The organism is Streptomyces sp. NBC_00316, from assembly GCF_036158715.1.
Classification (GTDB): domain Bacteria; phylum Actinomycetota; class Actinomycetes; order Streptomycetales; family Streptomycetaceae; genus Streptomyces.
Map to the genome: position 1 here is coordinate 2,793,116 of NZ_CP108023.1, position 21,226 is coordinate 2,814,341.

Consider the following 21,226-nt stretch of genomic DNA (forward strand, 5'->3'; position numbering starts at 1 on the left):
ACACCCCGGGCATCGTCAGAACTCCCCGGACCGGTCCGGGCGGATACGTTCGAGCAGCAGCAGCGATGCCGCGCACACCAGCATCAGAATCGTGCTGAGGGCCATCGCCTGGCCGTAGTTGAGTTCCCCGGACCGCCCCAGCAGCCGGGCCACGGCGACCGGCAGCGTCGGGTTGTCGGGCCGTGCGATGAACACCGTCGCCCCGAACTCGCCGAGCGACACGGCGAACGCGAAGCCCGCGGCAACCAGCAGCGCCCGCCGCACCAACGGCAGATCGACCTCGCGCCAGGCCCGCAGCGGTGACGCCCCGAGCACCGCCGCCGCCTCGCGCAGCCGGCCGTCCACCGCCCGCAGCACCGGCAGCATCGTGCGTACGACGAACGGCACACCGACCAGCGCCTGGGCCAGCGGCACCAGGATCCAGGAGGTCCGCAGATCCAGCGGCGGCCTGTCCAGCGTGATCAGGAAGCCGAAGCCGACGGTGACCGCGGACACCCCGAGCGGCAGCATCAGCAGCGCGTCGAAGCCCCGTACGAGCCGCCCGGCCCGCCTGGTCAGCGCCGCCGCCGCGAGCCCGCCGACGACCAGCGCGATCACGGTCGCGACCACGGCGTACTGCAGTGAGTTCCCGATCGCTTCGAGCGGCGCCACCAGGAAGGTGCCGCCGCTCGCATCCACGGACTGCAGGGCCCGGTAGTAGTCGAACCCGTGGCCGCCTGGTGCGTCCAGCGAACGCTCCACCAGCACACCGAGGGGCAGCAGGATCAGCACCAGCACGGTGAGCAGAACCCCGCCGAGCAGCGCCCACTGCCCGGCGCCGCGCGGCCTGCGGGCGGTCTGCACGGGGTCGACCAGCCTCAGCGCCGTCTCCCTGCGCCGCACCGTCCACGCATGTACGGCCAGGATCGCGCCGACCGCGGCGAACTGCACCAGCGTCAGCACGGCGGCCGTCGGGAGGTCGAGCAACTGGGCGGTCTGCCGGTAGATCTCCACCTCCAGCGTGGAGTACCCCGGACCGCCCAGGATCTGCACGACCCCGAAGGAGGTGAACGTGAAGAGGAAGACCATCAGCGCTGCGGCGGCCACGGCGGGCGCGAGGGCCGGCAGCGTCACCCGCCGCCACGCCGCGAACCGACCGGCGCCCAGCACCCGCGCGGCCTCCTCCTGCCGCGGGTCGAGCTGCGACCACAGCCCGCCGACGGTCCGTACGACCACCGCGTAGTTGAAGAAGACATGCGCGAGCAGAATCGCCCACACGGTGGTGTCGAGCCGTACGCCCGCGAGTTCGTCGAGGAAGCCGCCACGGCCCAGCAGCGCCAGGAACGCGGTACCCACGACGACGGTCGGCAGGACGAACGGCACGGTGACGACCGCCCTCAGCAACTGTTTGCCGGGGAAGTCGAAACGGGCGAACACATAGGCGCCGGGCAGCGCGATCAGCAGGGTCAGCGCGGTCGAGGCGAACGCCTGCCAGCTGGTGAACCAGAGGACGTCGAGGATGTCCGGCCGGGTCAGCACCTGGCCGATCCGGCCGAACTGCCAGACACCGTCGCTCTTCAGGCCGCGGCCGACGATCGCGACGACGGGGTAGGCGAAGAACAGCGCGAAGAACACGACGGGCACGGCCATCAGACCGAGCCGCACCGCGCTCCCCCGCCGAGCCCCGGCGCGCGCGGCACTCGCGCCGCTCCGGGGACGCGCACCCTTCCCGCGCGCGCCCGGAGCGGTAACCGGCGCCGTCGCGGGTACCGGCGTCTTCGCTACTTCACTACGAGCGAGGACCACGACTGGACCCACTGCTCACGGTTCTTGGCGATGGTGTCGGGGGCCACGGTCGTCGGCGCGTCGACCGTCGCGCCGAACTTCGTGAAGACCTCGGGCAGCTTCGCATCCTCGGTGACCGGGTTCACGAACATGTTGAGCGGCATGTCCTCCTGGAACTTCTTGCTGATCAGGAAGTCCAGCAGGGCCTTGCCGCCCGCCTCGTTCTTCGCGCCGTTCAGCAGCCCCGCGAACTCGATCTGCCGGAAGCAGGTCCCGGTCGCGACCGCGGTCGGAGCCTCGGACGGCTGCGGCTCCGCGTACAGGACCTCGGCCGGCGGGCTGGAGGCGTACGACACGACGAGCGGCCGGTCGGCCTTGGCCTTCCTGCCGCCCGCGGAGCCGGAGAACTCCTCGTTGTACGCCTGCTCCCAGCCGTCGACGACCTTGACGCCGTTGCTCTTCAGCTTCTTCCAGTAGTCCTGGTAGCCGTTCTCGCCATAGGTGGCGACGGTGCCGAGGAGGAATCCGAGTCCGGGCGACGAGGTCGCGGCGTTCTCGGTGACGAGGAGGTTCTTGTACGCGGGCTTCGCCAGGTCGTCGAAGGACTGCGGCGGCGCAAGCTTCTTGTCGGCGAAGTACGCCTTGTCGTAGTTGATGCAGATGTCGCCGGTATCGATCGGGGTCACCCGGTGCTTGGCGGCGTCCAGCTGCGTGCCGGCCGCGACCCGGTCGCTGCCCTTCGCCTCGTACGGAGTGAACAGGCCGTTGTCGAGCGCGCGGGAGAGCAGCGTGTTGTCGACGCCGAAGAACACATCGCCGCGCGGGGAACCCTTGGTCAGGATCTCCTGGTTGAGGGCGGCTCCGGCGTCCCCGCTCTTGAGGACCTTGACGGTGTAGCCGGTTTCCTCGGTGAACGCCTTCAGTACGTCCTTGGAGGCACTGAAGGAGTCATGGCTGACCATGGTCACGGTCTTGGATCCGGAGCCCTTCGTGCCGCCGGCCCCGGAGGCCGAGTCGTCGGAACCGCCGCAGCCGGCGAGTGCCGTGACGCCGAGCGCGGCGGCGACGGCGGCCGCCGCGAGCTGCCTGGTCGTGGGCCTGGTGCGATTGGTGCTCATCGTGTATTCCTCCTGGGTTTGACCAGGAAGAGACGCGGCCCTGCCCGCCGGAAGGCGGGCAGGGCGCAACAGCATGAGTTGATGACCGAACTTCCTACCCGGAATGACCCGGGCGAGGTTCAGAGGGTCTGCGGCCGGCCTGCCGGTACCGCACTCTCAGCGCTGTGGCGCTCCCCTGTCGGAATATGAAATTGATATCGGCCCAGATTACACGGGCCGACCCGGCCTCAGCGCTCCGATGCCGCCAGCTGCCCGCAAGCCCCGTCGATCTCCTGGCCGCGGGTGTCCCGCACGGTCACGGGCACCCCGTGGGCGGCGATCGCCTCGACGAACGCCTTCTCGTCCTCGGGCCGCGAAGCGGTCCACTTCGAGCCGGGCGTGGGGTTCAGCGGGATCAGGTTGACATGCACGCGCCTGCTCTTGAGGAGCCGGCCGAGCAGGTCGCCTCGCCAGGCCTGGTCGTTGATGTCGCGGATCAGCGCGTACTCGATGGAGATCCGGCGGCCGGACTTCTCCGCGTACTCCCACGCCGCATCCAGCACCTCGCGCACCTTCCAGCGCGTGTTCACCGGCACGAGGGTGTCGCGGAGCTCGTCGTCCGGCGCGTGCAGCGAGACCGCGAGACGGCACTTGAAGCCCTCGTCGGCGAAGCGCAGCATGGCCGGCACCAGGCCCACGGTGGAGACGGTGATCCCGCGCTGCGAGAGACCCAGGCCGTCCGGCTCGGGATCGGTCAGCCGGCGGATCGCGCCGACCACCCGCTTGTAATTGGCGAGGGGCTCACCCATGCCCATGAAGACGATGTTGGAGAGCCGCGCGGGCCCGCCCGGCACCTCTCCGTCACGCAGCGCGCGCATGCCGTCCACGATCTGGTGGACGATCTCGGCGGTGGACAGATTGCGGTCCAGACCGGCCTGCCCCGTCGCACAGAACGGACAGTTCATCCCGCACCCCGCCTGCGACGAGATGCACATGGTCACCCGCTCCGGATAGCGCATGAGGACGGACTCGACCAGCGTCCCGTCATGCAGCTTCCACAGCGTCTTACGGGTGGTGTCGTCGTCGCAGCTGATGTGCCGGACCACGGACATCAGATCGGGGAACATCGCCTCGGCGAGCTTGTCCCGCGAACCGGCCGGGATGTTGGTCCACTCAGCCGGGTCGTGCGCGTACCGCGCGAAGTAGTGCTGCGACAGCTGCTGCGCGCGGAACGGCTTCTCGCCGATCGCGGCGACGGCTTCCTTGCGCTCGGCGGGCGTGAGGTCGGCGAGGTGCCGCGGCGGCTTCTTGGCTCCGCGGGGCGCGACGAAAGTGAGTTCTCCGGGCTTAGGCATGGTTCCTCCAGTGTTGCAGACACGCCGTGGTAGTAGAGGCCTTCACCCGTTCAGGAGGGGTGGGGGGGGCGGACGGGCCGGGTCGCCATCGGTCGCCATGAGTCGACGTCGGCGGCCCTTTGGCGGCCCGGAGACGGCCCAGCCACACGGTCGGGACAGTGACCGATTGCACGATGGACAGGATGTGCGCGCAGCGGCTCGCCACCACCTAGAATCGAATATGTGTCCGAAAACCTCTCTCGTCCGGATCGTCTGCGCATCGTGCGCGAGTGGCAGGCGTACCCACTGGGCGAACCGGTCGCACCCTCGCCGAGCTGGAGGAACATGAAGCCGCAGCCGCCCGCGCTGCACGCACCCGGCCCCCGTCGGCACCCGCGTGGAAGCTCCCTGCCCCGCGCACGGGTGGCGGGGCGCACGCCGACGCCGTCCACACAGGCCACTGCGGCATGGGCGGAAGGAGACCATGGACGATGACCAGAGACCGAGCGCCACGTGCACTGCCGGACGACGGCACCACGGCTTGCCCGTACTGCCGACCCGACAGAGAGCTGCGAGTGCTGTGAGTCGCGAGGCACCAGCACCTGAGGACCTGAGCGGCGCACCGATCGTCGTGCACCGAGCAGCCGGAACGGGCGGCCGGCGAGTGACGATCCGCGCCCGGACCGCGGGCCTCGCTCGCAACGACGACGACGTGGTCGAATTCCTGCGCCGCGCCGGCCTGCCGGACGCCGGTGACATGCTGGACGATCCCCGATGGGTGCAATGGCAGGGCGGCCACCCACATGAGTACGGCACAACCTCTCGCCAACTACCGTGATCTTGTCGCAGTTCGGCCCGGCCAGGACCAGCGAGGAAGCGTCTCACCACGCGGAGAGGTGCGGGCCGGCCGCTCCCAGGTAATGGGTTCAAAGTACACGCGTCCATCATCGCTCTGCCGCATCATGATCCGTATGAATCTCGACTTCGCCCGTCGCTTCGCCGCGCAGTGGCAGGACGACTGGAACTCCCACGACCTGGACCGCATTCTCGCGCACTACCACGACGACGTGACCTTCAGTTCGCCCATGATCGCCCGGCTGACGGGCGACCCGGCCGGCACCGTGCACGGCAAAGCCGCCCTGCGTGCGTACTGGGCTGCGGGGCTCAAGCGGATCCCCGACCTGAAGTTCGAGGTGATGGACGTACGGGCGAGCGTCGACGCACTCGTGATCGACTACCTCAACCAGATCGGCGGCAGGGTGAGTGAGGTGCTGACCTTCCGGGACGGCCTGGTGGTGGCGGGCTTCGGCGCGTACGGCGAGACGCCCGCAAACTGACCCGCCCGCCCGTCCGCTGGGGCCTTCGTTCGGATCAGGCGGCACACCAGCCCGGACGCCGGGGAGCACATCAAGGACCTGAGTGGCTGCCTCGGCCACACAGATCCCGGCTTCACTCGCCGGGTGTACACACGCCTGATGCCGAGCAGTGAGAGCTGCACCCGAAATGCCGTGAACAGCCTCTGCCAGCGCGACAGTGAGAGCGATGACGGCCCGAGCGACATGGAGTGAAGGCCGGGCCACGGGAAACACAGAGGTCAAGCGCCAGGTGTGCCCCGTTCCCGGCTGAACTCTCCGGGCTTGGGCATGGTTCATCCAGCGTCGCCAGACACGCCGTGGTAGCAGAGGCCCCTGCCGGCTCACCGGGGGTGAAGGGTAGACGGGCCGGGCCCCGGTCCTCACCGGTCGTCGTCGGGGGCCCTGTGAGGGCCCCCGGACGGCCCGGCCGCGCACATGAGCAGTGACCGGTGCACGACGGATCGGCAGTGCACTGCACCGGCACCCTTCCGGTACGAGTGAGGGCCCGCCGCCCTGTGGGCAACGGACCCTCACTCGTAAGAACACAGATCGAGACGGGTGGCGAACCGGCCGCTCAGCCCGATCCGACGAAGAGCACCAGCAGCAGCCACACCACCGGAGCGGTCGGCAGCAGCGAGTCCAGCCGGTCCATGATCCCGCCGTGGCCCGGCAGTAGCGTGCCCATGTCCTTGATCCCGAGATCCCGCTTGATCATGGACTCGCCCAGGTCACCGAGGGTGGCGCTGACGGCGACGGCGAGGCCGAGCAGCAGCCCCTGCCACCAGGTGCCGTCGTCGATCAGGAACTGCATGCACAGTGCGCCGGCGACCATCGCGAAGGCGACGGCCCCGACCAGGCCCTCGCGGGTCTTGCCGGGGCTGATCCGCGGCGCGAGCTTGTGCTTGCCGAACCGCCAGCCGACGGCGTACGCCCCCGTGTCGCTGACCACGGTCAGCAACAGGAAGGTGAGGACCCGCTGCGGCCCGTCGTCCGCGTTCAGCAGCATCGACACGAAGGTGGCCAGGAAGGGTACGTAGAACACGGCGAAGACGCCGGCCGTGACGTCCTTGAGGTACCCCTCCGGCGGTTCGGTCATCCGCCAGACGAGCACGGCCAGGGCGGTCAGCGCAGTCGCGACCCAGGCGCCCTCGGCGCCACGGACATAGCCGGCCACGACCATCGCAGCGCCGCCGACCGCAAGCGGTACGAGCGGGGCTTTGATGCCCTTGCGTTCCTCGAGGCGGGAGGTGAGTTCCCAGAGGCCGACGACGACCGCGACCGCTATCACGCCGACGAACACGGCCTTGACGATGAAGAGCGAGGCGACGATGACGGCGCCGAGCCCCACACCGACCCCTATGGCGGCTCGCAGATCACGGCCCGCACGTTTCTTCTGCGGGGGCGGCGGGGTGGACATGTGCTCCTGCGGCTTCTCGTCACGGAAAAGGGGGCGGCCGCCCAGGTGGGCGGCTCCCCCGTCCCGGTCGTCACGATCGTCAGCGTCTCTACCTGCGTCGGGAACGTCCGGCACGATGGGCATGGGCCGAGTCTGCTGGGCGTCATGCACATCGTATGCAGGACCCGCCGGAACGGCCTCCCGCTCGGGCGTGACCCAGTTGCGGGCTCCCTGCGGGGCGCCCCAGGAAGAGTCGTTCATCAGACTTCGAGCAGCTCGGCTTCCTTGTGCTTGAGCAGCTCGTCGACCTGCGCGACGTACTTCGCGGTGATGTCGTCGAGCTCCTTCTCGGCGCGACGCACCTCGTCCTCGCCGGACTCCTTGTCCTTGACCAGCTTGTCCAGGGTCTCCTTGGCCTTGCGGCGGACGGCCCGGATCGAGATCTTGGAGTCCTCGGCCTTCGTCTTCGCGACCTTGATGTAGTCGCGGCGACGCTCCTCGGTGAGGTCGGGGAAGTTCACCCGGATGATATTGCCGTCGTTGCTCGGGTTGACGCCGAGATCGGAGTCGCGGATCGCCTGCTCGATGTTGCGCAGAGCGCTCTTGTCGAACGGCGTCACAACGGCCATCCGCGGCTCGGGAACCGAGAACGAGGCCAGCTGGTTGATCGGGGTCAGCGCGCCGTAGTAGTCGGCGACGATCTTGTTGAACATCGCCGGGTGCGCGCGGCCGGTGCGGATCGCGGCGAAGTCCTCTTTCGCGACCACGACGGCCTTCTCCATCTTCTCCTCGGCCTCGAGGAGGGTTTCTTCGATCACCACGTGCTCCTGCGTGTCTAGAGTGGGCCCGGCGTGCTCTGGCCCGGCGGGTCCTGCGTCGCGTCCTCACCTGCACGGTGTCCGACCGGCAGGCCGTTGTCCATCCTTCGGGGCCGCTCCCGGGATCTCCCGGAACCGTCCTCCCGGTTCTCAGGCCCGGGTGCCCTGGTCGCTCACGAGCGTGCCGATCTTCTCACCCTTGACGGCGCGGGCGATATTGCCGGTCGCGGTGAGCTCGAAGACGAGGATCGGCAGCTGGTTGTCACGGCAGAGCGTGATGGCGGTGGCGTCGGCAACCTTGAGATCGCGGGCGAGCACCTCGCCGTACTCCAGCGCGTCGAACTTCACCGCGTCGGGGTTGGTCTTGGGGTCGGAGTCGTAGACCCCGTCCACACCGTTCTTGCCCATCAGCAGACCCTCGGCGTCGATCTCCAGGGCGCGCTGGGCGGCAGTGGTGTCGGTGGAGAAGTACGGCATGCCCATACCGGCGCCGAAGATGACGACGCGGCCCTTCTCCAGGTGGCGCACGGCGCGCAGCGGGATGTACGGCTCCGCGACCTGGCCCATCGTGATGGCGGTCTGGACCCGGGAGTCGATGCCCTCCTTCTCCAGGAAGTCCTGGAGGGCGAGGCAGTTCATGACCGTGCCGAGCATGCCCATGTAGTCGGAGCGGGCCCGGTCCATGCCGCGCTGCTGGAGCTCGGCACCGCGGAAGAAGTTGCCGCCGCCGATGACGACGGCGATTTCCGCACCGCCGCGGACGACCGCCGCGATTTCCCGGGCGATGGCGTGCACGACGTCGGGGTCCACCCCGAGGCCGCCGCCGCCGGCGAACGCCTCACCGGACAGCTTCAGCATGAAGCGCCCGGCCACCTTGCCGTCGTCGCGCTTGTGGTCGGTTTTCGCGGCGTCCGCGCCCTTGTTCATGGAATTTCTCCTCGTACACATACGAAGAAGGCCATTGCCGGTGGGTCTGGTGTCCCTCAGCGGCAATGGCCTCCTCGTCAGTTCTGCGGTCGTACGGCGGGTGTGCGGCCGACGACTGCACTAGACCCTATCGGGGTCCACCGTTTTTCGCGGACGGACTCAGATGCCGACCTTGATGCGCGAGAAGCGCTTCAGGGTGACACCGGCCTCGTCCAGGACCTTCTGGACGGACTTCTTGTTGTCCTTGGCGAAGGCCTGCTCGAGGACGACGACGTCCTTGAAGAAGCCGTTGACGCGACCCTCGACGATCTTCGGAAGGGCGGCCTCGGGCTTGCCCTCCTCGCGGGAGGTGGCCTCGGCGACCCGACGCTCGTTCTCGACCGTCTCGGCCGGGACCTCGTCGCGGTTGAGGTACTTCGGGGCGAAGGCGGCGATGTGCTGCGCGACGTCCTTGGCGACCTCGGCGTTCTCCTTGTCCAGCTCGACGAGCACGCCGACCTGCGGCGGGAGGTCGGGCATGGTGCGGTGCATGTACGCAGCCACGTAACCGCCGGTGAACTGTGCGAAGCGGTCCAGGACGATCTTCTCGCCCAGGTTGGCGTTCGCCTCGTCGACGTACGCCTGGACCGTCTTGCCGGCCTCGATCTCGGAGGAGAGCAGCGCAGCCAGGTCGGCCGGCGAGGTCGCGGCCACGTGCGCGGCGAGCGCATCGGCGACGGCCAGGAACTTCTCGCCCTTGGCGACGAAGTCGGTCTCGCACTTGAGCTCGAGCAGGACGCCGGAGGTCTTGTCCTCGGAGATGAGGGAGACGACGGCACCGTTCTCGGCAGAACGGCCCTCGCGCTTGGCGACGCCCTTCTGACCCTTGATACGGAGAGCCTCGACGGCCTTGTCGACGTTGCCGTCGGCCTCGTCGAGCGCCTTCTTGCAGTCCATCATGCCGGCGCCGGTGAGCTCACGGAGCTTCTTGACGTCAGCGGCGGTGTAGTTCGCCATGAGTCTGTGTTTCTCTCTCGAAGTCTGAAAGATCTACGGGTGAACGGCGGGGGCGGTGCTTGTGGCACCGGCCCCCGCCGTCATTCAGCCGTGACGGAGTGGTCAGGCCTGCTCGGCGTCCGCGGCCGGAGCCTCGGCAGCGGCGTCCGCGGCCGGAGCCTCGGCAGCGGCGTCCGCGACCTTCTCGGTCTCGGCAGAGGTCTGCACCTCGGCAGCACCCTCGGCGTCCGCCTTCTTGTCGCCCTCGAGCAGGTCGCGCTCCCACTCGGCGAGCGGCTCGCCGGCGGCCTTCTCGCCCGGCTTCGAGTCGCCGGTCGCGGCGCCGGAACGGGCGATGAGGCCCTCGGCGACGGCGTCGGCGATCACGCGGGTGAGCAGGGTGACGGAGCGGATCGCGTCGTCGTTGCCCGGGATCTTGTAGTCGACCTCGTCGGGGTCACAGTTGGTGTCGAGGATCGCGACGACCGGGATGTGGAGCTTGCGCGCCTCACCGACGGCGATGTGCTCCTTCTTGGTGTCGACGATCCAGACGGCGCTGGGCACCTTCTGCATCTCGCGGATACCACCGAGGGTCTTCTCCAGCTTGGCCTTCTCGCGGGAGAGAACCAGGAGCTCCTTCTTGGTGAGGCCGGAGGCGGCCACGTCCTCGAAGTCGATCTGCTCGAGCTCCTTCAGACGCTGAAGGCGCTTGTAGACGGTGGAGAAGTTGGTGAGCATGCCACCGAGCCAACGCTGGTTGACGTACGGCATGCCGACGCGCGTCGCCTGCTCGGCGATGGCCTCCTGGGCCTGCTTCTTCGTACCCACGAACATGATGGAGCCGCCGTGCGCGACGGTCTCCTTGACGAACTCGTAGGCGCGGTCGATGTACGACAGCGACTGGAGCAGGTCGATGATGTAGATGCCGTTGCGCTCGGTGAAGATGAAGCGCTTCATCTTCGGGTTCCAGCGACGGGTCTGGTGACCGAAGTGGACGCCGCTTTCCAGCAGCTCCCGCATCGTGACGACGGCCATGGCCGTACTCCTTGAGGTGCTCGGTTGTCGCGACCGCAGGATTGCTGTCGCGCCTGACGCCCCGACGCGCCGTGCCACGAGGGACCGAGGAGCGCGGCCACCGTCCGCAGAGAGGGAGGTGGCGGGGCGTGCGAAGTCGACCCGGTGACCCGGATCGCCACAAGAAGTGTACGGGACCCGTCGGGTGCCGGGTGACGGCGATGTCCACAACCGGCGAGTAGTCCACAGATCCGGTCCATGATCCCCGCGGATCCGGCCGGTGCGGGACGGTTCCGTCCATGCGATACACACCTGAACCGGCTACTGTCCGGCGCAGCGCGCCGCCGCGTCGCCTTCGGGCACCGACCGCGGTCACAGCGATTTTCCTGGCCGCGCTCGCGGTGCTGTGCGGCGCGCGCGTCGCGGCCGCCGACGCCGTGCCGGACGGCGGGCGTGCGTGGCCGGTCGAGGGCCGCCCGGTGGTCGTGCGGGGGTGGGAACCGCCGGCCAGCGCCTACGGGCGGGGGCACCGCGGCGTCGATCTCGCCGCCCGGCCCGGTGCCCGGGTGCGCGCGGCCGCCCCCGGGCGAGTCCTGTTCGCGGGGCGCGTCGCGGGACGCGGGGTGGTCACGGTCGATGTGGCGGGTACGGGCGATCCGCCGCTGCGCACCACCTACGAGCCGGTGCGCGCGCTGGTCGCGCAGGGCGACGAGGTGGTCGCGGGGCAGGTGGTCGCGGTTCTGGAGGCCGGGCCGTTCCACTGCGCATCCGGGTGTCTGCACTGGGGACTGCGGCGCGCGGACGCCTATCTGGACCCGCTGTCCCTGCTGCCGCCGTCACTGCTCCGACGGGGTCCGTCCCGCCTGCTGCCGGTGTTCGGCGTACCGGAACCGCGGCCGGACGCACCGGGCGCCATCGGGTACGCCGCCCCGGCCGTGCTGCTCGTCGCGGCGGGATCCGGAGCCGGGCGTCAGCCCCGTACGCCCCGCAGGACCATGGCGACGACGGTGTCCGCGATCACGCCCGGCTCCTCCGCCACGCCGAGTTCGATACGGCGCACCGCGGCATCCACCGAGCCCTGCAGCAGCATCGCCGCAAGCCTGGGCTGCTCGTGGCCGAGGTCGCCGAGCGCCTCGACGATCATGGCGATCAGCCCGCCGTGGGCGGCCCGGATCTTCTCGCGTGCGCCCGCGTCGAGCTCGCTGGCGGAGATGGCCACCACCGCCCGGTGCCGCCGGTCCCCGACCAGGTCCAGCTGGCGGCGCACGTACGCCTCGATCTTTCCCTCCGGGGTGCCGGCCCGCTCCATGGCGTGCTCGACCTCGGCGGCCCAGACGGGGAAGTCGACGGCGCACAGCTCCTCGACGACGGCCGCGCGGGAGCGGAAGTACTCGTAGACGGAGGACCTGGCGAGGCCCGTGCGCTCGGCGAGAGCGGGGAAGGTCAACGCCTCCGTACCGCCCTCGGACAACAGGGAGCGGGCGGCGTCCAGGAGGGCGCCACGCTGCATCGTCCGGTGCTCGGCCACAGAGGCCGCTCGAATCCTGGGCACGCGTCCACTCTACGGCGGCGCGTGTCGGAGAGGGGGCGGGCGGCGCCGATCGTCCGATCGGGTACCGGCTCAGCGTCCGGCATCCGCCAGTTTCGCGCGCAGCTGCAGCACCGATTTGGTGTGGATCTGGCTGACCCGGCTCTCGGTCACGCCGAGGACGTTGCCGATCTCGGCGAGGGTGAGCCCCTCGTAGTAGTAGAGGGTCACGACCGTCTTCTCGCGGTCCGGAAGGGTGTTGATCGCCCGGGCCAGCAGCCGTCTGAGCTCACGGTCCTCGGCAACCTCCACCGGATCGTCGGCGGCGGTGTCCTCCAGTGTGTCCATGAGGCTCAGCCGGTCGCCGCCCTCGCCGCCGACATGCAGCAGCTCCTCCAGGGCGACCACGTTCGCCAGGGACAACTGGCTGAAAACCGCGTGCAGTTCCTCCAGCGCAATGCCCATCTCGGCAGCGACCTCCGGCTCGGAGGGGGTGCGCCGCAGCTGCGCCTCCAGTGTGGCGTAGGCGCGTTCGACGGCCCGTGCCTTCTGTCGCACGGAGCGCGGAATCCAGTCGAGCGCCCGGAGTTCGTCGATCATCGCGCCACGGATGCGAGTGATCGCGTAGGTCTCGAACTTGATGGCCCGTTCGATGTCGAACTTCTCGATGGCGTCGATCAGCCCGAAGACTCCCGAGGAGACGAAGTCCGCCTGCTCGACGTTGGACGGCAGCCCCACGCTCACCCGGCCCGCTACGTACTTCACCAGCGGCGAGTAGTGCAGGATCAGCTGCTCCCGCAGCCGCCCGTCACCCGTGGACTTGTACGAACGCCACAACTCGTCGAGCGAAGAGGGGGCAGGGGGGCGCACAGTGCCACGCGCAGCCGGTGGTACTGCCGCGCGGTCAGACCCGGAGGTGTGCTGGGGCATGTGGTGCCTTGAGCCGTTCTGCTGTGGAGTGCTGGGGACTTGTGCCTGGGCCGGAATCCTTGCGAGCGTAGCGTGACTGAAGTGTTGCGGTGCGCGAAGGATAGAGGATCGACACCGGACGCTTCCGGACGAATGGACATGTCCGCACGCCGGGACCGTCACCACGCGCACGGGTCCCGGAGGCGTCACCGAAGGATCCGCCGAGGTCAACGGCATCACCTTTTCACCCGAATGCTCCAGGTCAAGTACCGCCTCGCCGCGCGTCACCATTGCGTGTCGGGCACCCTGTCAACTGCCAGCGGTCGCCCTCGCGTTCGACGAACCCCAGTGAGTGCAGTTCGTACAATCTGGCGAGTGCTTCGTCGGCGCTTGTTCCCGCAGTGCGTGCGATGTCCCGCCCGTTGACGGAGCCGTGGAACGGCAGGGCGTCGAGGACCCGGGCAGAACCGGCGCCGAGCAGATCCCTGGGGAGCACGGGACCTCGCCGGGCCGGGGCGAGGTCGCCGATGTCCCCCACCAGTTCGGCGACTTCCGCAGCGTCGGTGACCAGGACTCCTTCACCCCGCAGAAGCTCATGGACCCCTGCCGACAGGGCGCTGGTGGCGGGGCCCGGCACCCCCATGGTGAACCTGCCGAGCCGCTGCGCGCTGCGTGCGGTGACCAGCGAGCCGCTGCGGTATTCGGCCTCGACCACCACCGTCCCCCGGGTCAGCGCTGCAATCACCCGGTTCCGGAGGATGAATCTGCTGCGTGTCGGGTGGGCGGAGGGCGGCAGCTCGCCGATGAGGAGGCCCTCTTCCGCCACGCGTCCGATCAGCTCGGCGTGTCCTCGGGGATAGACGACATCCACCCCGCAGGCCAGGACCGCCATCGTCGCCCCGCCCGCCGAGAGGGCACCGCGATGGGCCGCCCCGTCCACCCCGAACGCAGCGCCCGACACCACCACCCACCCCAGCTCCGCCAGCCCCGCCCCGAGGCTCGCCGCCATGTGCGCCCCGTACGGCGTGCAGGCCCGGGCGCCGACCACGGCGACCGAGCGCAGCGCCCAGAGCCGCAGATCGGGCCGCCCGCGCACCCAGAGGCCGGTCGGCCGTGAGTCGCCCAGGTCGTCGAGCTGACTGGGCCACTCCCGGTCACCGGGGCAGATGAAGCGGCCACCCACCGCGGCGACCGCCGCCAGATCCCGCTCGGGGTCGGCCGTCTCGGCCCGGAGCCGGTAGCCGGCCAGCCGCCTCGCCGTCATACCGCCCAGTGTTTCCGCGGTCCCGTCCCGGTCCCCGATCCTCCGCATCAGTTCGACGGCGCCGATCTCGCGCAGCCAGCGACCGCCGCGCTCATCACCCGGTTCGAGTACGCGGGTCAGGGCGGCCCGCGCCAGCCGCTCCCGGTCGCCCACCGGCCGCCGCTCCCGCTCCCGTTCAGGGTTCTGCTCCCGGCCGCCCGGTGTCGTGGCGCCCCGCCCCTCGTCAAGGCCGGCCGGCGCCGTGCTGCCCGGTCCCTCTGCGAGGCCCCCAGGCGTTCCGGTGCCCGGTTCCTCGCCGAAGGCCCTCGGCGTCGCCACGCCCGTGTCCACGTCCGCGGCACGCGGCGTCATGAGGCCCACTCCGGCACCGCGGCACCGCGCGGGATTCCCGTCCGGAGCTCCAGGGCCACCGCCATGTCGGCCGCCTCCGGGCGGTCTGATCCGCGGAGATCGGCGAGGGTCCAGGCCACCCGCAGGACCCGGTCGAGTCCCCGCGCGGTGAGCAGTCCCCGCTCCATGTCCCGTTCGGCCTCCAGGAGCGCACCCGGCGCCGTGAGCAGCCGGGTGCGCAGCTCATGGCCGGGTACTTCGCTGTTGGTGGTCCAGGGCGTGCCCGCGAGCCGGTCCGCGGCCCGCCTCCTGGCCGCCCGCACCCGGGCGGCGACGTCGTCGGTCGACTCTCCCCTGCCTCCCCGCCCCATCAGGTCCGCACGCGTCACCGGAGCGACGCGCACGCGCAGATCCACCCGGTCCAGCAGAGGCCCGGAGAGTCTCGCCTGGTAGCGGCGGACCGACGAGGGCGGGCACTCGCAGCCCGCGCCGTTGAGCGTGTGGCGGCCGCACGGACACGGGTTGGCGGCGAGCACCATCAGGAACCGTGCGGGCAGCCGCACCACCCCGGCGCTGCGCGCCACCACCACGTGTCCCGACTCCAGCGGCTGGCGCAGCGCGTCCAGGGCCCGCACGGAGAACTCGGGGGCCTCGTCAAGGAACAGCACGCCCCGATGGGCCAGCGAGACCGCACCGGGCCGCGGCATTCCGTTGCCCCCGCCGATCAGCGACTGCATCGTCGCCGAGTGGTGCGGTGCGCAGTACGGCGCCCGGGAGACGAGCGGCTCGCCCGGCGGCAGAATGCCCGCCACCGAATGCACCGCGGTCACTTCGAGGGATTCCTGCCTGGTCAGCGTGGGCAGGATCGCGGACAGCCGCTCGGCCAGCATGGTCTTGCCCGCGCCGGGTGGCCCGGAGAGCAGCAGGTGGTGGGCTCCCGCCGCAGCGACCTCCAGGGCTTTGCGCGGCAGCTCCTGGCCTGCCACGTCCGCCAGGTCCGGACGGTTCCCTTCGCCCTGCGCGGATCCCATCGCCAGTCCTGTGCCGATGCCCGTGCCCGGCACCATCAGCCCGGCGAGCATGGTGTCGGGGCGCCCTTCCTCGTGGCTCTGCGGCTCGTCCGGCACCGGCTCGTCGCTGAGCACGGCGATCAGCTGCCGAAGGCTCCGTACCCCCAGGACCGACACCCCGGGCACCAGCGCCGCCTCGCCCGCGGTCTGTTCGGGGACGACGACCTTGCCGTATCCCGCCTCCGCCGCGGCCAGTACGGCCGGCAGCACCCCGCGCACCGGCCGCACCCGGCCGTCGAGCCCGAGTTCGCCGATCATCACCACGTCGGCGATGGCCGCGGGGTCGATCCGCTCCGCCGCGCCCAGCACCGCGCAGGCGACGGCGAGATCGAAGCCCGACCCGCCCTTGGGCACGGAGGCGGGGGAGAGCCCGACCGTGAGTTTCTTCTGCGGCCACTCGGCGCCGGAGTTGACCACCGCGGCCCTGACCCGGTCCCGGCTCTCCACCAGGCTCTTGTCCGGCAGCCCGACCAGGGTGAACGCCGCCACCCCCGGCTCCAGATCCGCCTGGACCTCCACCACCACGCCTTCGACGCCGACCAGCGCCACCGAGCACGCCCGCGCGAACCCCATCAGGCCACCCCCCGCGCGTGCTCGGCCAGCGGCGCCCCGCGCCGCGGCAGCACCACACCGACCAGGTCGATCCGCACCCCGCCCGGCGGCGCACCGCCGTTCCGGTCGAGCCAGATCTCGGCGAGCCGTCGCAGCCGGTCCGCCTTGGCCCGGGTGACGGCCGCCATGGGGTGTTCGAACATCCCGGCCCTGCGGGTCTTGACCTCGCAGACGACCAGGGCGTCACCGTCCATGGCGAGGATGTCGATCTCACCGGCGCGACAGCGCCAGTTCCGTTCCAGTACGGCCATGCCGGCGTCGGTCAGCAGCCGCACCGCCAGATCCTCGCCGTACCGCCCGAGTGCCCCCCGTGCGTTCATATCGGCACCACCTCCGGCACCGACTCTGATACGTCCGGCCCCGGCTGGTGGATCTTGGTGGACAACTCGGCGGGTGTGGACAACTCCGCCACTCAAAAGCGTGACCTGCCCCGGACGACCGCAGGCCGGCCACCCGGATCGGGACGACCCGAAGGGGCGGCCGGCAGAGCCGACCGCCCCAGGTACCTCGGACCGGACTGCTCAGCCGCCCGGGAGCTCGAGATCCGTCTTGTTGAGCTCCTCGATGTTGACGTCCTTGAACGTCAGCACACGTACCTGCTTGACGAACCGGGCAGGCCGGTACATGTCCCAGACCCAGGCGTCCGCCATGGACACCTCGAAAAACACCTCGCCCTGGACCGAGTGCACCTGCATCTCGTAGTCGTTGGTGAGGTAGAAGCGCCGTTCGGTCTCGATCACATATTTGAACAGACCGACGACATCGCGGTACTCCCGGTAGAGCTTCAGCTCCATCTCGGTCTCGTACTTCTCGAGGTCCTCGGCGCTCATTGGCATGTTCCCCTTCAGCCGTGCGTCCACCTATTGTGCGCCAGGCACCGGCGCCCCTGGACGCTTAGACGATTTCGGGGGCCAGAACCAGTGGCGTACGCGGCGGACCCTCTTCGAGCAGCGTGCCCAGCAGCTCGGCGAGTCTGGTCGGGTACACCGTCTCACGGGCCGCTGACAGTTCGGCGGAGGTCCACCACCTCAGACCCGCGACACTGCGCTGTTCCAGTCGGGTCAGCCCGCTCTGGTCCGTGACGGTCTGCGTCGTACGTGCCAGGAAGTACCACTCGTCCTGGTCCCAGCGCCGCCCGTCGAACGGGAAGGAGCAGATCCGCTGCCACAGCACCGGCCCCAGCTCGACATCGGTGATCCCGGTCTCCTCGGCCAGCTCGCGCAGCGCCGCCTGCTCCCGGCTCTCGTCGCCCTCCAGGCCACCGCCGGGGGTGAACCACCAGGTGCTCCCGGGGTCCTCCGGTTCGTATCCATGGATCAGCAGAATGCGGTCGTCGGGGTCGAGAAGGACCACCCGGGCGACCTTCCGCTTCTCAGTGGGCACCGACAGGCGTCCTTCGCTCCTGCCCGTGCCTCCTGCGTGCGGACCGCGCGGCGATCGGGCCGTAGACGGAGCCGCCGAAGATCAGCACCACACCCGCCACCACGGCCACGAGCTGAAGCTTCAGCGGACCGGGGGTCGAGACTCCGCCGGGGAGCACCGCGAACGCCTGCGGCCGCCCGATCATGCCGTCCATCGGCCAGGCGATGGCATCCACCCGGGCCTCCACGGCGCTGCGCGGCACCGAGCCCTGCCCCGGGTCGTCGAGATGGACCCGGGAGTCCAGCGAGCCGCTGCGCGCGTCCCCGAGGAGGAAGAGCTGCCCCTGGGGCACATCCGCCGTGAAGTTATTCACCGAGGCGAGGCCCTTGGTCTGCAGATACGGTTCCTCAATGGGTTTGCCGTTGACGGTGAGCCGGCCGTTCTTCTCGCAGCAGGCGATCGTGTCGCCGCCGATCCCGACGACCCGCTTGACCATCGGCATGTCACCCCACGCCGGGTCCTTGAAAACCACCACGTCACCACGGCGCACCTCGCCGCCGTCGACCCGCTCCGCGAGCACCCGGTCCCCGGCGTGCACCGTCGGTGTCATCGACTCGGTCGGCACGGTGTACGGCTTGTACGCCACCGCCGCCCAGGCGAACCCGGCGAGGAAGAGCACACAGCCGACGGCCACGGCCAGCCCCGACAGCCTGCTGCCGAGCCGGCCGTGGCCGTCTCCCGTACGTCCTGTTCCACTCATCCCAGCGTCCCCCATCGGAGATCGACAATCGCTGATCCGAGTCGGCACCCTACCCGGCGGTACGCCCGCCGGTCAGCCTCCTGCGTCGCCACATCACGAGCGGCAGCGCCCCGGCTACACCGAGTGCTCCCGGCGCCATTCCCATCGCCGCGTTGATCCCCGGCTGGTCGAATGTGGCGGGGACCGGCAGGGTCGCCCACCGGTTGATCGGCCACGCCACCACGAAGGCCCGCCCGACGACCTCATCGGTGGAGACCGTGCCCTGGCCGGGCAGCTCCTGGTGGTAGCGGGAGTCGAGGGAGTTCTGACGGTGGTCGCCCATCACCCAGATACGGCCCTCGGGCACCTTGATCGGGCCGAACGGCTGGTCGTTGCAGGGGGTGTTGCCCGGGTAGATGAACGACTGCTCCTGCAGCGCCTTGCCGTTGACCGTGACGGGTCCGTTCTCCCTGCATTCCACCGTGTCGCCGCCGATCGCGATGACCCGCTTGATCAGGTCCTTCTCCTCGGCGGACGGCATCAGTCCGATGAAGCTGAGGAACTTCTGCACCACGTTCGGTTCCGGCGTCTGGGCGTTCTCCAGCCAGCCGCCCGGGTCGTGGAAGACCACGACCTCGCCGCGCTGCGGCTCCGAGCCGAACCACGGGGTCAGTTTGTCGACCAGGACCCGGTCGCCGCGCTGGAGGGTGTCCTGCATCGAGTCCGAGGGGATCGAGAACGCCTGCACCAGAAACGTCTTGATCAGCAGCGCCAGGATCAGCGCGATGCCGATGAGCAGGGGCAGTTCCTTCCAGAAGGAACGTGGCGCCCTCGGAGTCGCGCTGCCGCCGTCCGGGGTGTCGCCGTCACCCTCCGTCCGGTCCGCCGCCTCGGGGGTCTCGCCGCTCCCCGGAATCTCAGGCCGGTCCTCGGGTTCGTCGTGTCCGGATCGTGCGCCGACCGCCAAATCCCCCACATCCACTCCTCACTCCGTGCCACCGCCTGCGCCCGATCCGGCGCAGGCCCACCACTCCCATAACGAGCGGGAGTTCCGCAGGGGTCGGGAGCCGGACCATTCCATTGAGATCCTGGGAGGACACACTATTCGACGGTTCGTACGCCGCCGCCGTCCCGGCGCGCGCGTCCGGCACGGATGCGTACGTCTGCGGCTCCTCCAGCTTCCGCCAGTGGCCGAAGGGCCAGGCGATGACGACCGCTCGTCCGACGACCTCGTCCTCGGAAACCGTGCCCTGACCGGGGCCGTCCAGGTGGAAGCGTGAATCGGCAGAATTGGAGCGATGGTCGCCCATCACGAAGATTCGGCCGGCCGGAACCTTTACCTCGAATTTGAGTGTGGAGGGCGGATTGCCCGGATGCAGATACGGTTCATCGAGCGGAACCCCGTTGACCGTGACCTTGCCGTCCGTGCTGCAGCACTTCACGGTGTCACCGCCGACGGCGACCACGCGTTTGATCAGATCCTGCTCGTCGTCGGACGGCAGCAGCCCGATGAAGGTCAGTCCTTCCTTCATCTGTTTGACGACGACGGGCGGATCCTTCTTGGCGACGTTCTCCTGCCGCAGCCAGCCGCCGGGATCCTTGAAGACGACGACATCGCCGCGCTGCGGCCTGGCGCCGAACCACGGTGTCAGCTTGTCGACGAGCACCCGGTCACCTATCCGGATCGTCTGCTCCATCGATCCGGACGGGATCACGAAGGCCTGCACCAGGAAGGTCTTCAGGACGAGTGCGATGAGCAAGGCCACGGTGATGAGGAGCGGTATCTCCTTGACGGCCGACCTGCGCCGCCGCCGCTTGACCTTGCGGGCCAGCTTGCGCCGCTCCGCCCGGGTCGGCAGCGAGCGCGAGGCCGTCGGCCGGGTGCCGGTCGGCAGCGGGGTGCCGGGGTCCGAGGCGGCGCTTCCCCGCCCGCGGCTACCCATGGGTCCCGCCCGGCTCCCGTATGCCGTCGAAGGCAGCGGTCCGCGGCAGCGAACCCAGTCTTCCCAGCGGCCAGCCGATCCAGTCCACCCGGCCGATCACCCGGTCGACCGGCACCATGCCGCCGCCCGGCTCGCCCAGATGGTCGCGGGAGTCGCGGGAGTTGCTCCGGTGGTCGCCCATCATCCACAGCTTTCCGTCGGGGACGACGATGTCGAACGGCGCTGCGGACGGCTCGTCGCCCACGTGCAGGTACTCCTCGTCCACCGGCCGGCCGTTCACCTCGACCCTGCCCCGCTTGTCGCAGCAGACCACCCGGTCGCCCCCCACGCCCACCACCCGCTTCACGAAGTCGGTCCCGGCGGGCTCTGCCAGCCCCAGGGACGCCGCCACGCCGTGCACCAGGGCGACGACGGGGTTCTCCTCGGGCGTCTCCTGTACGAAGGATCCGGTGCCGTCGAAGACCACCACGTCGCCGCGGTGCGGTACGGAGCCGAAACGGTACGCCAATTTGTTCACGAGCACCCGGTCGCCGATCCGCAGCGTGGACTCCATCGAGCCGCTGGGAATCAGGAAGGGCTGCACCACATAGTTGCTGAACAGCAGCAGGAAGACCGCGCAGACGCCGCCGAGCGCGGCTGCCCGCCGCCATGACATCGCAGCGAACCGGTCCGGGATACGCGAAGAGCGCGACCCCTCCTCCGACCCTGCTTCGGGTGCGGAGGAGCGGTCGCGCTCCGTGTGCTTTGCTTCCGTGTCCATCGGGGCCAGAGCCTATCCGGCCGTGCTGT

22 protein-coding genes and 1 pseudogene are annotated in these 21,226 nt (G+C 69.9%); 4 read left to right on the plus strand and 19 right to left on the minus strand.

Annotated features, from left to right (window positions below; all coding sequences use genetic code 11):
* Positions 1 to 15: 15 nt before the first annotated feature.
* From OG878_RS12280 to rlmN, 3 genes are all read right to left on the minus strand, one after another.
* Positions 16 to 1,629: an ABC transporter permease gene (locus tag OG878_RS12280; protein ID WP_328891216.1), complete on the minus strand. Its 1,614-nt coding sequence runs from the start codon at positions 1,627 to 1,629 to the stop codon at positions 16 to 18.
* A 131-nt stretch (positions 1,630 to 1,760) separates the two neighbouring features.
* Positions 1,761 to 2,882: a thiamine ABC transporter substrate-binding protein gene (locus tag OG878_RS12285; RefSeq protein ID WP_328886837.1), complete on the minus strand. Its 1,122-nt coding sequence runs from the start codon at positions 2,880 to 2,882 to the stop codon at positions 1,761 to 1,763.
* Positions 2,883 to 3,109: 227 nt separating this feature from the next.
* Positions 3,110 to 4,216, minus strand: coding sequence for a 23S rRNA (adenine(2503)-C(2))-methyltransferase RlmN (rlmN, locus tag OG878_RS12290; protein WP_328886838.1), 1,107 nt, complete (start codon positions 4,214 to 4,216; stop codon positions 3,110 to 3,112).
* Between the two features lie 269 nt (positions 4,217 to 4,485).
* Here rlmN and OG878_RS42260 point away from each other — a divergent pair, with 269 nt between their 5' ends.
* The 3 genes from OG878_RS42260 (at position 4,486) to OG878_RS12300 (ending at position 5,532) form a co-directional block, all read left to right on the plus strand.
* A complete protein-coding gene (locus OG878_RS42260) occupies positions 4,486 to 4,779 on the plus strand; it encodes a DUF6233 domain-containing protein (protein ID WP_443049097.1) in 294 nt (97 codons plus the stop codon).
* Positions 4,780 to 4,805: 26 nt separating this feature from the next.
* Positions 4,806 to 5,033, plus strand: a complete 228-nt coding sequence (locus OG878_RS12295) for a hypothetical protein (RefSeq protein WP_328891217.1) — start codon at positions 4,806 to 4,808, stop codon at positions 5,031 to 5,033.
* Between the two features lie 133 nt (positions 5,034 to 5,166).
* Positions 5,167 to 5,532 (plus strand): nuclear transport factor 2 family protein, encoded by a 366-nt coding sequence (locus OG878_RS12300; RefSeq protein ID WP_328886839.1) that lies wholly within the window; start codon positions 5,167 to 5,169, stop codon positions 5,530 to 5,532.
* 592 nt (positions 5,533 to 6,124) lie between these two features.
* Here OG878_RS12300 and OG878_RS12305 read toward each other — a convergent pair.
* From OG878_RS12305 to rpsB, 5 genes are all read right to left on the minus strand, one after another.
* Complete coding sequence (locus OG878_RS12305; protein WP_328886840.1) at positions 6,125 to 7,207, minus strand: phosphatidate cytidylyltransferase; 1,083 nt, start codon at positions 7,205 to 7,207, stop codon at positions 6,125 to 6,127.
* Entirely contained in the window at positions 7,207 to 7,764 is a 558-nt protein-coding gene (gene frr / locus OG878_RS12310; RefSeq protein WP_277328610.1) for a ribosome recycling factor, read from the minus strand. The genes OG878_RS12305 and frr overlap by 1 nt, the downstream gene beginning before the upstream one ends.
* Before the next feature lie 150 nt (positions 7,765 to 7,914).
* On the minus strand, positions 7,915 to 8,691 hold the full coding sequence (pyrH, locus tag OG878_RS12315; RefSeq protein ID WP_277328609.1) for a UMP kinase: 777 nt from the start codon (positions 8,689 to 8,691) through the stop codon (positions 7,915 to 7,917).
* 159 nt (positions 8,692 to 8,850) lie between these two features.
* On the minus strand, positions 8,851 to 9,687 hold the full coding sequence (gene tsf, locus OG878_RS12320; protein WP_328886841.1) for a translation elongation factor Ts: 837 nt from the start codon (positions 9,685 to 9,687) through the stop codon (positions 8,851 to 8,853).
* Positions 9,688 to 9,789: 102 nt separating this feature from the next.
* Positions 9,790 to 10,701, minus strand: coding sequence for a 30S ribosomal protein S2 (gene rpsB / locus OG878_RS12325; RefSeq protein WP_328886842.1), 912 nt, complete (start codon positions 10,699 to 10,701; stop codon positions 9,790 to 9,792).
* A 278-nt stretch (positions 10,702 to 10,979) separates the two neighbouring features.
* On the opposite strand from rpsB, the pseudogene OG878_RS12330 reads away from it, so the two are divergent.
* Positions 10,980 to 11,438: pseudogene (locus OG878_RS12330) on the plus strand (murein hydrolase activator EnvC family protein); the annotation flags it as partial.
* 212 nt (positions 11,439 to 11,650) lie between these two features.
* Here the strand turns inward: OG878_RS12330 and OG878_RS12335 are convergent.
* From OG878_RS12335 to lepB (OG878_RS12385), 11 genes are all read right to left on the minus strand, one after another.
* Complete coding sequence (locus tag OG878_RS12335; protein ID WP_328891218.1) at positions 11,651 to 12,208, minus strand: TetR/AcrR family transcriptional regulator; 558 nt, start codon at positions 12,206 to 12,208, stop codon at positions 11,651 to 11,653.
* Positions 12,209 to 12,301: 93 nt separating this feature from the next.
* Entirely contained in the window at positions 12,302 to 13,138 is an 837-nt protein-coding gene (whiG, locus tag OG878_RS12340) for an RNA polymerase sigma factor WhiG (protein ID WP_277328606.1), read from the minus strand.
* 241 nt (positions 13,139 to 13,379) lie between these two features.
* Positions 13,380 to 14,732, minus strand: coding sequence for a DNA-processing protein DprA (gene dprA, locus OG878_RS12345; protein WP_443049098.1), 1,353 nt, complete (start codon positions 14,730 to 14,732; stop codon positions 13,380 to 13,382).
* A complete protein-coding gene (locus OG878_RS12350; RefSeq protein ID WP_328886843.1) occupies positions 14,729 to 16,354 on the minus strand; it encodes a YifB family Mg chelatase-like AAA ATPase in 1,626 nt (541 codons plus the stop codon). Before OG878_RS12350 ends, dprA begins: the two co-directional genes overlap by 4 nt.
* Positions 16,354 to 16,713: a YraN family protein gene (locus tag OG878_RS12355; RefSeq protein WP_328886844.1), complete on the minus strand. Its 360-nt coding sequence runs from the start codon at positions 16,711 to 16,713 to the stop codon at positions 16,354 to 16,356. Before OG878_RS12355 ends, OG878_RS12350 begins: the two co-directional genes overlap by 1 nt.
* A gap of 201 nt (positions 16,714 to 16,914) precedes the next feature.
* Complete coding sequence (locus tag OG878_RS12360; RefSeq protein WP_008745401.1) at positions 16,915 to 17,223, minus strand: DUF2469 domain-containing protein; 309 nt, start codon at positions 17,221 to 17,223, stop codon at positions 16,915 to 16,917.
* A gap of 64 nt (positions 17,224 to 17,287) precedes the next feature.
* Complete coding sequence (locus OG878_RS12365) at positions 17,288 to 17,776, minus strand: NUDIX hydrolase (protein ID WP_328886845.1); 489 nt, start codon at positions 17,774 to 17,776, stop codon at positions 17,288 to 17,290.
* A complete protein-coding gene (gene lepB / locus OG878_RS12370; protein WP_328886846.1) occupies positions 17,766 to 18,515 on the minus strand; it encodes a signal peptidase I in 750 nt (249 codons plus the stop codon). Before lepB (OG878_RS12370) ends, OG878_RS12365 begins: the two co-directional genes overlap by 11 nt.
* 49 nt (positions 18,516 to 18,564) lie before the next feature.
* The gene (gene lepB / locus OG878_RS12375; RefSeq protein ID WP_328891220.1) at positions 18,565 to 19,461 is read right to left on the minus strand and encodes a signal peptidase I; all 897 of its coding nucleotides are present in this window, start codon (positions 19,459 to 19,461) and stop codon (positions 18,565 to 18,567) included.
* The gene (gene lepB, locus OG878_RS12380; protein ID WP_328886847.1) at positions 19,412 to 20,437 is read right to left on the minus strand and encodes a signal peptidase I; all 1,026 of its coding nucleotides are present in this window, start codon (positions 20,435 to 20,437) and stop codon (positions 19,412 to 19,414) included. The genes lepB (OG878_RS12375) and lepB (OG878_RS12380) overlap by 50 nt, the downstream gene beginning before the upstream one ends.
* Entirely contained in the window at positions 20,430 to 21,197 is a 768-nt protein-coding gene (gene lepB, locus OG878_RS12385) for a signal peptidase I (RefSeq protein ID WP_328886848.1), read from the minus strand. Before lepB (OG878_RS12385) ends, lepB (OG878_RS12380) begins: the two co-directional genes overlap by 8 nt.
* Between the last annotated feature and the right edge of the window lie 29 nt (positions 21,198 to 21,226).